Raw genomic sequence first — 13,390 nt, 5'->3', positions numbered from 1 at the left:
ATATGATTTTTCCGCTCTTCATTGTGTTTAACTTCTCATGGCCTTCACCAAACCTTGCCAATCCTGTGGAACCGCTTTCACAGGCAATATCAATCGACGGTTCTGTTCCGATGCATGTCGGAAATACTTTAAAAGACACGGTGAAACTGGGCAATCAAGGTTGCCCGTTGACCGGTCACGCAATTCAGAAAAGTCCGGCCAAAAGCGGACATCTTCCAGCACCAGCCTGGGGAACTACGCTGGCAAGGCTCTGATTGACCTTGCTGGCAAGTTGGCCGAACGCCAGCTATTACCTTCGCTCTCAAGCCATAAGATTAATGGCACATCTCCTGCTTTGGCTGGTATTCCACTGATCACGGCAGCACCGGGCACCCACGGTCTCGCTGCTCTGCGTCCATGGCAATACCGCCCGATCCTCCCGCCGGAGCTGCAAGCTTTCTTAGGTGAATTGACGTACCCCTTTCAAGCGCTGATCTGGGGCTTACCAGGAAGTGGCAAGTCAACGTTTAGCATGTTGCTGGCCAATGCCTTAGCCCGACGTTTCAAGGTCTTGTATATCTCGGGCGAAGAAAGCCTCAATAGCCATACACTCCGACAAAAACAGGATCGAACTATCACGCGGGGCGAGCAGTTCGTCTTCGCGAACCGGATGCCTAATTCCGCGGCGGAATGGCAGCAACTTCTTTACTCCGATGCGACCGGTCAATCATCCGGTCAAAACGCTGGAAACCCAGTTTTAAGTGTCAAGAATCTGACCGGTCACACACCACCAGTCGTTCCTGTTATATCTCGGGCCGGGTTGAATTATTACACAGTGGTATACGATTCAATCACAATGCTAGGGCTACATCCTTTTTATGTAAAGGCGACAGCTGCCGACTGTCAGTTACCTGCTTTCAATGAGCTTATAAGTCACATTTTCATCAGTCACGCGCACAAGGATGGGAAAGAATACCGTGGTGATGGCAGTTGGGGCCATGAGGTAGATATTATCATTCGGTGCCGCGAAGGCGTCGCTGAAATTCAAAAGAACCGGTTTGCGACTGCCGAACAAGGCCGAATTGGTAACACTATCAAAATCTATTAGGTAGTGCAGCTCTGCTAGGATCGATAATGTTTAAAATTCGCTGTCAGTTGTTCAATCTGTTCTTTCGCCTCTTCCAATATGGCCTGTTGATGTGGTTTGCCAAGGCCGGTCCTATTCATAATATAGCCAAGCTTCCCATGGGCAGTAGAAAGAGTCGGTAAATAATTAGGACCCAGCAGAGCAATTATTGCTAGTCGGTGCTCCTCATCAAAATCCGCCCTATTGCTCAGAGTATTAATGAAATCAAATTGGCTCATTAAGAACATCATTTGTCTACTAAGCGAATTTATATCATGTTCGACACCTTCAACTGTCACTCCTCCACTTAGATCAGCATCTACTTCAATGTGGGCTTTGCGCAACTGAGGAACCGCCTCAAGAAGCTGCTTTACAAGCACTAAACAAGTGTCAAAAAGCTGACTCTTCCTGTCTTGCGCTTTTGATTCATTAAACTGTGCTATTTGGCTTTGATTTGCATTAAACTGCTCACGAAGAGAAAAATACACAATTATTAAACCTGCAAAGTTTAAAATAGGGCCCGCAATGCCGCCGATAGTATCGCCGAGTGTCCCGGTTTTTTCTGCGATTTGCCAATTATGAAATACAACTAAAACAAGCAGCACGAGGATAATGGAAAGCCCAGCTCCCGCGACGATGGTTATTAGTGCAAGAGCGTTACTTGTTGAAGTAGAATGGCCCTTTGAATTATCAGTATCTAATTTCATTGCTTACCAGCAACTAGCAAGAGTTTATGCCTGTGGAGATTTCTAAGCTACAATGATCAATCTATCATAAGCTCACTTTTTCGTCAGCTCATTCGCCAGCAGCTCTGCCTGCTTCAACACCGTTTCGGTAGCCAGCAGCTCCATATCGGGCGGGTAGCCGAACTGGCGCAAGGTGCGCTTTACAATCACCTTCAGCTTGGCTTTCACGCTTTCCTTGATGGTCCAGTCGATGGACGCGTTACTTCGCACCCGGTTGGTGAGCACCACGGCTAATTCGCGCAGCTTGTCTTTCGCCATCAGCTCCTGGGCGCTGTTGTTGTTCGCCACCGCCGTGTAGAAAGCGTACTCGAACTCAGTTAGACCCATGGCCTTGGCCTCGCTGTCCATGTGTGTGATTTCCTTGCTGAGCTTGATTAGCTCGTCCATCACCTCGGCGGCGGTCAGGATTTTGGCGTGGTAGCGCTTGATGGCGCTTTCCAGCATTTCCATCAGGCTCTTGCTTTTTACCAGGTTTTGCCGGGCCCGCGCTTTCAGTTCGTCGTTCAGCAACTTTTTTAGCACTTCCAGGGCCACGTTTTTGTGCTGCATGCCTTTCAGCTCCAGCAGGAATTCCTCGGAGAGTATGGAGATGTCGGGCTTCTTGATGCCGGCCGCGTCAAACACGTCAATCACCTGTTCCGACACCAGGGCCTTGTCAATCACCTGTCGGATGGTGGTTTCGATTTCCTCGTCGGTGCGCCCCGAGCCCGTGCTGTCGAACTTGGCTAGGCGGGCTTTCACGGCTTGAAAAAACGACACCTCATCCTTCACCGCCAGGGCGGCCTCGTGCGGGATGGCAATGGCAAACGCCTGCGATAGGGCCGTCACTTCGTTCACATAGCGTTTCTTACCGTCGGGCAGGCCCAGGATGTGCTCTTCGGCCGCCAGTATCATCGACAGCTTCTGCGCGGTGCCAGCGTCGTAGTAGCTGCCGTAGGCGAAGCCGTGGTACATATCCTGCACCACTTCCAGCTTTTCGGTCATCAGCGCCACGGCTTTCTTCTGGGCCACGGCGGGGTCGCCCTTGCCGCCGGCATCCGAGTAAAAAGACAGGGCTTTCTTGAGGTCGGAAGCAATACCCAGATAATCCACCACCAAGCCGCCCGGCTTGTCCTTGTACACGCGATTGACGCGGGCAATGGCCTGCATCAGGTTGTGGCCCTGCATGGGCTTGTCGATGTAGAGCGTGTGCAGGCTGGGCGCGTCGAAGCCGGTGAGCCACATGTCGCGCACGATGACCAGTTGTAACTCATCGGCGGGGTCTTTCATGCGCTCGGCCAGAGCGCGGCGCTGCTCCTTAGTGGAGTGGTGCTTGGCAATAAGCCCGCCCTCTGTGGAGGCCGAGGTCATCACCACCTTTATCCTGCCCCGGGTGCGGTCGTCGGAATGCCAGTCGGGGCGCAGGGCCACGATGGCCGCGTACAGCTCGGCTGCGATGCGGCGCGACATGGCCACTATCATGCCCTTGCCCTCAAACACTTCCTGGCGCTGCCCGAAGTGCGCTACCAGGTCGGCGGCCACGGTAGCCAGGCGCGCCTCGCTGCCCACCAGGGCTTCGAGCTGCGTCCATTTGGCTTTGGCTTTCTGGGTGTTGCTGAGGTCTTCCCGGTCCAGGTCGTCGTCCAGCTCTTCTACCAGGCGCTTGCCTTCCTCGCTGAGGCTGACTTTGGCCAACCGGCTTTCGTAGTAGATACGCACCGTGGCGCCATCTTCCACGGCCTGGGCGATGTCGTAGATGTCGATGTAGTTGCCGAACACGCCCGGCGTGTTGGCGTCGGTATGCTCGATGGGGGTGCCGGTGAAGCCAAGGTAGGTGGCCCGGGGCAGCGCGTCGCGCAGGTACTTGGCCAGGCCGTACACAGTGCGCTTGCCTATCACCTCGCCTTCCGCTTTCACGTCTACTTCCCGGGCTCGGAAGCCGTACTGCGTGCGGTGGGCCTCGTCGGCAATGACGATGATGTTGCTGCGGGCCGACAGCTCCTCGTACACGTTACCTTCCTCGGGCTGAAACTTCTGGATGGTACTAAATACTACCCCACCCGAGGCCACGCGCAGCTTATCCTTCAAATCGTCCCGGTCTTTCACCTGGTATGGCTCCTGCCGCAAGAGCTGCACCGAGGCGGCGAAGGTGTCGAACAGCTGGTCGTCGAGGTCGTTGCGGTCGGTGATGACCACCACTGTGGGATTATCCAGCAACTGTACGATTTTGCCGGTGTAGAACACCATCGTCAGGCTCTTGCCGCTGCCCTGCGTGTGCCACACCACCCCGCCCTTGCGGTCGCCGAACTCCTGCGCGGCCACGCCGGGCAGCCCGTACTGCTCGGGGGCTTCTTCGGCCAGCGTGGGCCGCACGGTGCTGCGCCCGTAGCCCCGGCCGGCCGACGGGGCTGCCACTGCCACGTTATCGTCCGGCACGTGGCCGGCGGCCCGCAGGGTCGAATACACCGCCGCATTCACGGCGTAGTACTGGTGGTAGGCCGCCACCTTCTTCACCGTCGCAATGGTGATGACGCCCGTTTGGGGGTCTTCCTTTTTCGACTTCTCAAACACCACGAAGTGCCGCAGCAAATCCAGCAGCGTGGCCGGGGCCAGCATGCCCCAAATCAGGGTTTCGAGCTGCCCCACCAGCGGCGAGGCGTCGGCTACTCCATCGGCCGACTTCCAGGCCATGAAGCGGCTCAGGCCCGCCGACAGCGAGCCGGCCCGGGCCTCCAGGCCGTCGGATATGACCAGCAGGCCGTTGTAGGTGAACAAGCCCGGAATGAGGGCCTTATAGGTTTCGAGCTGCTTGTAGGCCGACTTGAGCGTGGCTTGCTCATCGGCGGCGTTTTTCAGCTCCAGCACCACCAGCGGCAGGCCGTTCACGAACAGCACCAGGTCGGGCCGCTTGTTGTAGCCGTTTTCTATCACCGTAAACTGGTTCACGGCTAAGAACTCGTTGCGGTCGGGGCGCTGAAAATCGGCCAGCCACACCACATCGCCCCGGTCCTGCCCATCCTTTTGGTACTGCACCGGCACGCCCTCGGTCAGCAGGCGGTGGAAGACTTCGTTGTTGGCCAGCAGCTCGGGCGAGGCAATGCGCTGCACCTGCCGCAGGGCATCTTCGCGGGCCTCAGCGGGCACGGTGGGGTTGAGCAGGGCAATGGCCCCGCGTAGCCGCTCCAGCAGCAGCACGTCGGCGAAGCTGGCTCGCTCAGGGCTGGGTCCGTCCGGCGCGAGGTCTGGGCCGTAACAATATTGATACTCAAGCTGCTCAAGTAGCTCAATGGCAAATTCTTCAATTGCACTTTCAGTCAGTTTGCTCATTGTCTGCTAGAGGTTCAGCCTTGAATGCTTCGTATTCAGTCACGTAAGCCTGTTTGTCAACTTGATAAAGAATTTCGCTCGCAGAATAGGAGTAAGTACCCATTTCAAATTCGCCGAAAACTTCGTCCCAGTACTCGTTAAAATCCTCTGCGTCTTGGTAGTCAAGCTCTTCTAACAGAGAAGGAGCGAGCAAACGAGGAGATTCTGCTTCAAAAGCCCTGATTAGAAAGCATGAGATACTAACTGTAGTATCAACTAAGAATTCCCTTGTCAACAAGTCAACTTTCCCATTACGAGCCTCCATCTCTGCGATTGGTTTGCCGTGCGCAGTTGGCCCAATGTCATTCCTGAGTTCACCAATTTGTTGACCAATGGTTGCCAGCGCAGAAGAAATCTGATTAACTAAGCTGACATTGCTGTATCCCAGAACTGAGAAAGCATTTTTAAGAACACCATTTATTGTAGAAGTTTCGGAAAGGGACCTGCCTTTTTGCTCGCAAATTTCCTTTCCTATTGCTTCAAGAAGAGCTTTTGCATTTTCTAAACAATGGCCAAAGTCAGATTCTACGTGTGCCTCGATTCTTCGTACATAATCTAAATAAGCGGCCCAACGCCCGTATTGCTCAATTACTAACCTAAGCTTTTCCATTACTTAAGTTTTACTCGCACTTCGCCGCTCATTAGCTTGGGGAGAAGCGTGTCGCGGAGGGCAGAAAGGGTTTGAATTAGAAATACGTTCGAAGTAATTTTCTCAAACGCGGGTCGAATCACAGTCATTTTCTCAGTTAAGAATTCAGCAGCAGGTATAACTATTTGACACTCGTTAATGTCGTTTTTATTAATATGTGGCTGGGCCCCTCCTGTTTCACTTAAGATAATTTCTTTAAGCTTATGCTTAATCCAAAGGAAGACAAATTCTTTTGGAAGAATCGTATTAGGAATAATTCCTACAACCGACTGATTGGCACAAGTTTCTATTTCAAGCAAACTTATCTGTCCAAGTGTCGCGCCTGTGATAGCGACAACAGTGGTCCCTTTTGGCAGAAGCTTAGTATTTGACTTCTTCATACCTAATTCTGTTATAAACTTAGAGCCAGATAAAATCCTGAAATTATTTACCTCACCAGAGTTTATCCAAGGAATTGTTCCGTTCCAGTATTCTGGCTTACCTGTTGCTGGAGTTCCACCCAAAACAGTTTGTAGAACCTCTCCAACCGTTTTTACTTCCCATTCCTCCTTAGCCTCCTCCACAAACCACTGCCGAAACAGCGTTTCCGCCAAGGCTTCCAAGGTGGCATTTTGCCGGTGCAGCAGGTCTATTTTGTCATCCAAGCTGCTGAGGACGCTGGCAATGACACGTTGTTCGGATATAGAGGGCAACAGCAGCTCCATATTTTTCAACTGTCCTAAGTTGAAACCTGGCACCGAACTACCAATGTCGTTATTCAAGATTCGAGACTGGTAATCAGGACTCGAAAACAGATAATAGAGAAAGTATGGGTCTGCCTTTTCTGGGTCAGGAGTCAACTTCATTTGCTTGTTAGAAATGACATACTCCTCGTACTTGCTCTTGCCATCAATCAGCCCAACCTGATTTATAGTACCCCAGCAAGTGAAAATTAAGTCCCCTTTTCTAACAATAGAGCGGCGGAACTCTTGAGCCTTTTCGGGCGAGATAAATACCAAGTCATCGTCGCTGAAACGCTCAGAAACATTTTGGCTAAGGTTAGCGCCTCGGATGACAGGAAACCCACTTTCCAAGAAATATTTGGAGCTTATGGCTGAGCCAAAAGGTCCGGTAGAAAGTGCGTGAGCAAAATCAGCCTTAATGTCTTCAACTTTGACTTCCTTCCAGTCGAGCACGCTGTTTTCAACTAAGTCAGCTACTTCCCCCCATATTATTTCCGTCTGCCCGTTCATATTCTTACGCCGTTAAAATCTTCGCCAAATTCTCCGCAATCCGCTCGTTCAGCGCGCTTTCCTCGCGGAGCTGCGCTTCCAGCTCTGCTCTTAGCGTGGTGAACCGCTCGGTGAAGTCGAACTCGTCCTCGTCGTCGGGCAGGCCCACGTAGCGGCCAGGGGTCAGCACGTAGTCCAGCTCCTGCACCCGCGCCAGAGGGGCGGCCATGCAGAAGCCGGGCACGTCGGCGTAGCTGCCGCCCTCGGTGCGCCACTGGTGGTAGGTGTCGGCAATGCGCTTGATGTCGTCGTCGCTTAGCTCGCGGGTACGGCGGTTCACCAGGAAGCCCAAGTTGCGGGCGTCGATGAACAGGATTTCGCCGCGCCGGTCGCGGAACTTGCCCCCGCCCTGCCGGTTGCGGTTCATAAACCAGAGGCCGGCCGGAATCTGGGTGTTCAGAAACAGCTTGGCCGGCAGGTTCACAATGCAGTCGATGAGCCCGGCCTCCACCAGCGCCCGGCGGATGTCGCCCTCGCCCGAGCTTTTGGAGGTGAGCGCGCCCTTGGCCAGCACCACGCCCGCCTGCCCCGTGGGCGCCAGGTGGTGAATGAAGTGCTGCATCCAGCCGAAGTTGGCGTTGCCGGCGGGCGGCACTCCGTATTTCCAGCGGCCGTCGGTGCGCAGCAGCTCGCCGCCCCAGTCGCTCACGTTGAAGGGTGGGTTGGCGATGATGTAGTCGGCCTTCAGGTCGCGGTGCGCGTCGTTGAGAAACGAGCCCTCGCTGTTCCACTTCACCTGCGAGCTGTCGATGCCCCGGATGGCCAGGTTCATCTTGGCCAGCCGCCAGGTGGTTTGGTTGCTTTCCTGCCCGTAGATGGAAATGTCGTTGACGCGGCCCTGGTGCTCGGTCACGAACTTCTCGGAATGCACAAACATGCCGCCCGAGCCGCAGCAGGGGTCGTACACGCGGCCTTTGTAGGGCTCCAGCATTTCCACCAGCAGCTCCACCACGCTGCGCGGGGTGTAGAACTGCCCGCCCTTCTTGCCCTCGGCCAGCGCAAACTCGCCCAGGAAGTACTCGAACACGCGGCCCAGCACGTCGGCGCTGCGGGCCTTTACGCTGCCCAGCGCGATGTTGCCCACCAGGTCAATCAGCTCGCCCAGGCTGGCGGGGTCCAGGTTCTGGCGGGCAAACACCTTGGGCAGCACGCCCTTCAGCGGGGGGTTGTCTTTCTCAATCCAGTCCATGGCGTTGTCCACGGCCCCGCCGATGGCCACGGTGATGTCCTTGCCCTCGGGGTCTTTCACCAGTATCTGGCTGCTCTTGCCGTTGTTCTGCAGGAACTGCCAGCGGGCGTACTCCGGCACGAAAAACACGTTTTCGGCCTTGTATTCGTCTTTGTCCTCGGGGTCGGCTCCGGCGTATTCGCCTTCGCCGGCCAGCAGCTTGGCGTAGTGCTCCTCGAAGGAGTCTGATATGTATTTGAGGAAGATGAGGCCCAGCACAATGTGCTTGTACTCGGCGGCATCAATGTTCTTACGGAGCTTATCAGCTGCTTTCCAGAGCTGCTTTTCGAGCGGTTCTTGGGCGACTTCTTTCTTCTGTTTGGCCACGGGGTAGCTAGTAAACTACAGTAGGCAAGACTTTTAGTCCGCTACTCGAAATGATTGATTAGCTGAGCCACTTTGGCTCAGGCTTTAAACTTTGAGGTCGGTGCATCTGCCAGACGGATGACTATATGTCCTCCGCACAGCTGAAGCGGGAACAGTACCTGCCAAACGGTCTATAGGGAGGTTAGTGCAGCTTGGCTTACCACGAAACCGTGGCAGGCTGCTAACTCTGCTTAGAGCAGATGTTACAAACGGCGCTGAATTCTCCGGGCAACCCTTGACTTTTCAGCCAGTTTTTGATTTCCGCCTCCTGTTCAGAGACAACCTTCAGGAAAGTTCGTTCTGTAAACCCTCCTGCTTTGCCCCTACCCGCAATGCGGCTGATAGCGTGACAAGTAGCGCGGTGCAGCACCAGATACCCGATCTTAGGATGGCGATGCGCATTCAGGACGTAATGAGCAGGGTGCTGAGCCAGATGCTTCAGGTAAGCCTGGTCATTGTTGCCACCTCCGGGAAGCGAGTTATTGAAAACGTGCAGCATTGGTCAGACTTTGTACTTTATGAGGTGGCATCTCTGTACCTCCAAGAAGCTGAAATCCTGAAGGGGTATGTCACTCATGTCAAGGTTATTTTTAGGACGGCTCTAACTATCTCTTTTCTTGGCTCAGCTCATAGCTTTTGAGCTTTCGATTTACCGCACAAGCTATAGAAACCCCATCAATAGTTAAGCACCAGTTAAGAACAGTTTTTAGAAGGAAGTCTCTTATGCTGTCATAAGCAAGTACCAGTTCTTTTCCCAAGGCTTGCCCAACCCCACTAGAGCTGAAAATGAGAGGAAGTAATAAATTTTGTCCCGCAATTTGTCCCGCCAAAAAATAATCCCCTTGCAAATAGCTGACAACCAGCAGTTTACAAGGGGATAAAGTGGGCCCAGCTGGAATCGAACCAGCGACCTGCTGATTATGAGTCAGCTGCTCTAACCGATTGAGCTATAGGCCCGGCTAAAACGGCCCCGCGGCAGCCCGTAGGTTGGTTTCGGCGGCGCAATCTACCAATTTCGCGGCGGCAATACCAAATCTTCCTGCTGTATGACTCCTGCTTCCCGCCTGCCCCACCTGCTGTTCGACTTCGGCGGCGTTATCATCAACATCGACTACAACCGCACGCTGGAGGCCATGCGCGCCCTGAGCCGGGTGGGCTCGACCATTGAGTTTACCCAAGCGGCGCAATCGGCGTTGTTCGACGACCTGGAAACCGGCCGGATTGCACCCGACGACTTCCGCTACGGCCTGCGCCAGCACTACGACCTGCACCACGCCACCGACGCCGAACTGGACGCGGCCTGGAACGCCATGCTGCTCGATGTGCCGCTGGAACGCCTGGAGTACATTCGCAGCTTGCGCGAGCAGGGCTACCAGACGGCGCTGCTTTCCAACACCAACAGCATCCACATTGCCGTCATCAACGAGCGGCTGCGGCGCGACTACGGCCTGCAGCAGGGCATTGCCGATGTGCTCGACCGGGTGTTCTACTCGCAGGAAGTGGGCCTGCGCAAGCCCGGCCGGGAAATCTTCGAGCACGTGCTGCGCGAGATGAACTGGCGGGCGGAAGAAACCCTTTTCGTGGAGGACAGTATTCAACACATCCGGACGGCCGAGGCGCTGGGTATTCCAACCCTGTTTCTGGCGCCGCCCCTGACCCTCACCGAAGCCCTCCCGGCTGCCCTCCGTGCCTTTCCCTCCTCCGCCGTCTGACGACGCCCCCGTGCCCACCAGCCGGCCCGGGCACGCGCCGTCTACCTTGCGTTTTCGCCTGCCCCGGCTGCGGCGCCACGAGCGCCCCGAGCCGCCGCTGTGGCGCACCCTGCTGCTGCACCTCGGGTTGTTCCTGCTGACGCTGGCGACGACCACCGTGGCGGGGGCCGAGCAGCTCACGGCCCACAGCTTCTTCGTGCCCGACAGTACCGGTGAGCTGCACTGGAGCGGCTGGTGGCCCTCGGCCGCCGATTTGGTGCGCGGCTTGGCGTACTCGTTGCCCTTTCTGGGCATCCTCACGGTGCACGAGTTTGGGCACTACTTCACGGCGCGCTGGCACCGCATCCGCACCACCCTGCCCTATTACCTGCCCTTTCTGACGGGCGTGTTCGACATTGGCACCTTCGGGGCCGTGATTCGCATCCGGGACCGGATCTTTTCCCGGCGCGAGTTTTTCGACGTGGGCATTGCCGGGCCGCTGGCCGGGCTGGTGGTAACGGTGGCGGTGCTGGTGTACGGCCTGACGCACCTGCCCCCGGCGGGGTACGTGCTGCAGATTCACCCCGAATACCGGCTGTACGGCCCTGACTATGCCCGCTACGTGTACGGCCCCAACGACCTGGGCGTGAACCCGCCCTGGCTGTACCGCCTGCTGGCCGACTGGCTGGCCGACCCGGCACGCCTGCCCCACCCCAACGAGCTGATGCATTACCCGCTGCTGCTGGCGGGCATTCTGGGCCTGTTTTTTACGGCGCTGAACCTGCTGCCCATCGGCCAGCTCGACGGCGGCCACATCCTCTACGGCCTGCTGGGCTTTCAGCGCTTCAACCGCCTGTCGGCCCTGTTCTTTCTCGGGTTCATGTTCTACGCCGGGCTGGGGCTGTTCAGCTTCCGAACGCCGGCCGAGACTTGGCTGTACTTCGGCCCGGCGTACGCGCTGTACCTGCTGACGGCCCTGTGGCGGGTGCTGCCCACACCGCGGCGGGTCATCATGCTGGCGGCGGGCGTGTGGCTGGCGCAGCTGGCGGTGGCCACGGCCGTGCCGGGCGTCGAGGGCAACCCGGGCTGGCTGCTGTTCGGGCTGCTGCTGGGCCGCGTGACGGGCATTTATCACCCGCCCGCCCCCGACGAGCGGCCCCTGACGCCGGGGCGCCAGGTGCTGGGCTGGCTCACGGTACTCCTGTTCGTGCTCTGCTTCTCCCCGGCCCCGTTCCGCTAGCTTCCACGGCGGGCCGATGGCATCGGGGGCGCAACGCCGGGCGCGCCCGGCGCGTACCAGCCGCTATGGCTACTACTGCTCCTGCCCCCGACCGCACTGCCCCCGAATACCGCTGGACCCTGGCCGCGCGCATTGCCGACCAGATGCTCGAAGCCGGCCTGAGCCACCGCGACGTGAGCGAGGCCACCACGCCCGACGACGTCATCGGTCGGGCCGCCCTGCCCAAGGCCGACGCCAGCTACGTGCGCAGCCTCACCGTGCTGCCCGACGGCGAAGCCCGGGACCTGTTTGTGCGCCACGCCCGCAACAAGCCCAACCCCGACGACCCGAACTGCTGCGACACGTTCAACTTCTTCCGGCAGCTCGTCTGGATCAACCTCTACAGCCGCCCCGAGGAAGAAGAAAGCCTGCCGGCCTGACGTGCTGCACGCCCCGGCCTGTCCACAACGGCAAACGGCCCGCTGAACCGTAGTTCAGCGGGCCGTTTGGCATTTAATGGTTCCGGCGTTTTAGCCCAGGGCAGCCACGCCCGGCAGCGTTTTGCCTTCCATGTATTCCAGCAGGGCCCCGCCGCCGGTGCTGATGTACGACACCTGATCGGCGTAACCCAGCTGGTTAACGGCCGCGGCCGAGTCACCGCCGCCGATGAGCGAGTAGGCGCCCTCGGCCGTGGCTTCGGCAATGGCGCGGGCCACGTATTCCGTGCCCAGCGAGAAGTTGCTCATCTCGAACACGCCCATCGGACCGTTCCACAGGATGGTTTTGGAGTTGCGGATGATGCCGGCAAACAGCTCGCGCGTTTCCGGACCGATGTCCAGCCCCAGCCACATGGGCGGAATGTGGTGATTCGACGCCACGTCCACGTTGGCGTCGTTCGAGAAGTTGTCGGCAATGAGGCTGTCGACGGGCAGCACCAGGTTCACGCCTTTCTCCTTGGCCTTGCGCATGAGGCTCAGGGCCAGGTCCAGTTTGTCGGCTTCCAGCAACGACGACCCGATGTCGCCGCCCTCGGCCTTGGCGAAGGTGTAGGCCATGCCGCCGCCGATAAGCAGGTTATCTACTTTATCGAGCAGCTGCTCGATGATTTCGATTTTGTCGGAAATCTTGGCGCCGCCCATGATGGCCGTGAAGGGCCGCTGCGGGTTGTTCAGCACGCGCTGGGCGTTTTCTACCTCGCTGTGCAGCAGGTAGCCGCCCACGCGGGCCTGCGGAAACGACTCCGCGACGACGGCCGTGGAGGCGTGGCGCCGGTGCGCGGTGCCGAAAGCGTCGTTCACGTACACGTCGCCGAGGGCGGCGAGGCGCTGCGCGAACTGCGCGTCGCCCTTTTCCTCCTCGCCGTAGAAGCGCAGGTTCTCGAGCAGCAGGATTTCACCCGGACGCAGCGACTGCGCCAGCTGCACCGCCTCGTGGCCGATGGCATCGGGGGCAAACTTCACCTCGGTGCCGTATTCTTGGCTCAGCCGGCCCACCAGGTGGCGCAGCGAGTACTTCTCTTCCGGACCGCCTTTGGGCCGGCCCAGGTGCGACATCAGAATCACCGCGCCGCCGTCGGCGAGGATTTTCTGAATGGTGCGCGTGGCCGCCCGGATGCGGGTGTCGTCGGTGATGCGGTAGTCCTTGTCGAGGGGCACGTTGAAATCAACGCGCACCAGGGCTTTCTTGCCGGCGAAGTTGTACTGGTCGAGAGTCTGCATGGTAGCTGACGGGGATTGGGGGAAGGAAAACGCTGCTCTTATACGCAGCGGC

Annotated in this window: 11 protein-coding genes and 1 tRNA gene; 4 read left to right on the top strand and 8 right to left on the bottom strand. The window is 57.4% G+C overall.

The window, feature by feature from the left end; translation table 11 throughout:
* The first annotated feature begins 37 nt into the window (after window positions 1–37).
* Window positions 38–1,087 carry a GATA-type transcription factor gene (locus tag ACYVKQ_RS10495; protein WP_460578111.1) on the top strand — a complete coding sequence of 350 codons (1,050 nt, stop codon included), beginning with the start codon at window positions 38–40 and terminating at the stop codon, window positions 1,085–1,087.
* A gap of 14 nt (window positions 1,088–1,101) precedes the next feature.
* Here the strand turns inward: ACYVKQ_RS10495 and ACYVKQ_RS10490 are convergent, their stop codons facing one another.
* The 7 genes from ACYVKQ_RS10490 to ACYVKQ_RS10460 form a co-directional block, all read right to left on the bottom strand.
* A complete protein-coding gene (locus ACYVKQ_RS10490; RefSeq protein ID WP_460578110.1) occupies window positions 1,102–1,812 on the bottom strand; it encodes a hypothetical protein in 711 nt (236 codons plus the stop codon).
* A 72-nt stretch (window positions 1,813–1,884) separates the two neighbouring features.
* Window positions 1,885–5,157 carry a type I restriction endonuclease subunit R gene (locus ACYVKQ_RS10485; RefSeq protein ID WP_460578109.1) on the bottom strand — a complete coding sequence of 1,091 codons (3,273 nt, stop codon included), beginning with the start codon at window positions 5,155–5,157 and terminating at the stop codon, window positions 1,885–1,887.
* Window positions 5,141–5,806 carry an abortive infection family protein gene (locus tag ACYVKQ_RS10480; protein WP_460578108.1) on the bottom strand — a complete coding sequence of 222 codons (666 nt, stop codon included), beginning with the start codon at window positions 5,804–5,806 and terminating at the stop codon, window positions 5,141–5,143. Before ACYVKQ_RS10480 ends, ACYVKQ_RS10485 begins: the two co-directional genes overlap by 17 nt.
* On the bottom strand, window positions 5,806–7,077 hold the full coding sequence (locus ACYVKQ_RS10475; RefSeq protein ID WP_460578107.1) for a restriction endonuclease subunit S: 1,272 nt from the start codon (window positions 7,075–7,077) through the stop codon (window positions 5,806–5,808). Before ACYVKQ_RS10475 ends, ACYVKQ_RS10480 begins: the two co-directional genes overlap by 1 nt.
* Before the next feature lie 4 nt (window positions 7,078–7,081).
* Window positions 7,082–8,671 (bottom strand): type I restriction-modification system subunit M, encoded by a 1,590-nt coding sequence (locus ACYVKQ_RS10470; protein WP_460578106.1) that lies wholly within the window; start codon window positions 8,669–8,671, stop codon window positions 7,082–7,084.
* Window positions 8,672–8,891: 220 nt separating this feature from the next.
* Window positions 8,892–9,209: a hypothetical protein gene (locus ACYVKQ_RS10465; protein ID WP_460578105.1), complete on the bottom strand. Its 318-nt coding sequence runs from the start codon at window positions 9,207–9,209 to the stop codon at window positions 8,892–8,894.
* Window positions 9,210–9,593: 384 nt separating this feature from the next.
* Window positions 9,594–9,667 (bottom strand) — tRNA-Ile (locus tag ACYVKQ_RS10460).
* Between the two features lie 89 nt (window positions 9,668–9,756).
* On the opposite strand from ACYVKQ_RS10460, the gene ACYVKQ_RS10455 reads away from it, so the two are divergent.
* The 3 genes from ACYVKQ_RS10455 to ACYVKQ_RS10445 all read left to right on the top strand — a co-directional run bounded on the left by ACYVKQ_RS10455 (window position 9,757) and on the right by ACYVKQ_RS10445 (window position 12,060).
* A complete protein-coding gene (locus tag ACYVKQ_RS10455) occupies window positions 9,757–10,422 on the top strand; it encodes an HAD family hydrolase (RefSeq protein WP_460578104.1) in 666 nt (221 codons plus the stop codon).
* A gap of 46 nt (window positions 10,423–10,468) precedes the next feature.
* On the top strand, window positions 10,469–11,641 hold the full coding sequence (locus tag ACYVKQ_RS10450) for a site-2 protease family protein (RefSeq protein ID WP_460578103.1): 1,173 nt from the start codon (window positions 10,469–10,471) through the stop codon (window positions 11,639–11,641).
* Between the two features lie 65 nt (window positions 11,642–11,706).
* Complete coding sequence (locus ACYVKQ_RS10445) at window positions 11,707–12,060, top strand: hypothetical protein (protein WP_460578102.1); 354 nt, start codon at window positions 11,707–11,709, stop codon at window positions 12,058–12,060.
* A 90-nt stretch (window positions 12,061–12,150) separates the two neighbouring features.
* Here the strand turns inward: ACYVKQ_RS10445 and ACYVKQ_RS10440 are convergent, their stop codons facing one another.
* Window positions 12,151–13,338: a phosphoglycerate kinase gene (locus ACYVKQ_RS10440; RefSeq protein WP_460578101.1), complete on the bottom strand. Its 1,188-nt coding sequence runs from the start codon at window positions 13,336–13,338 to the stop codon at window positions 12,151–12,153.
* Window positions 13,339–13,390: the final 52 nt, after the last annotated feature.

Source organism: Hymenobacter coalescens (genome assembly GCF_054783195.1).
Note: the sequence above shows the minus strand (reverse complement) of the source record. Positions and strands in the feature narration are given on the sequence as shown.

Bases quoted from the DNA above. Each gene is read 5' to 3' on its own strand.
- ACYVKQ_RS10495 (WP_460578111.1), top strand. From the start codon at position 38: ATGGCCTTCACCAAACCTTGCCAATCCTGTGGAACCGCTTTCACAGGC.
- ACYVKQ_RS10490 (WP_460578110.1), bottom strand. From the start codon at position 1,812: ATGAAATTAGATACTGATAATTCAAAGGGCCATTCTACTTCAACAAGT.
- ACYVKQ_RS10485 (WP_460578109.1), bottom strand. From the start codon at position 5,157: ATGAGCAAACTGACTGAAAGTGCAATTGAAGAATTTGCCATTGAGCTA.
- ACYVKQ_RS10480 (WP_460578108.1), bottom strand. From the start codon at position 5,806: ATGGAAAAGCTTAGGTTAGTAATTGAGCAATACGGGCGTTGGGCCGCT.
- ACYVKQ_RS10475 (WP_460578107.1), bottom strand. From the start codon at position 7,077: ATGAACGGGCAGACGGAAATAATATGGGGGGAAGTAGCTGACTTAGTT.
- ACYVKQ_RS10465 (WP_460578105.1), bottom strand. From the start codon at position 9,209: ATGCTGCACGTTTTCAATAACTCGCTTCCCGGAGGTGGCAACAATGAC.
- ACYVKQ_RS10455 (WP_460578104.1), top strand. From the start codon at position 9,757: ATGACTCCTGCTTCCCGCCTGCCCCACCTGCTGTTCGACTTCGGCGGC.
- ACYVKQ_RS10445 (WP_460578102.1), top strand. From the start codon at position 11,707: ATGGCTACTACTGCTCCTGCCCCCGACCGCACTGCCCCCGAATACCGC.
- ACYVKQ_RS10440 (WP_460578101.1), bottom strand. From the start codon at position 13,338: ATGCAGACTCTCGACCAGTACAACTTCGCCGGCAAGAAAGCCCTGGTG.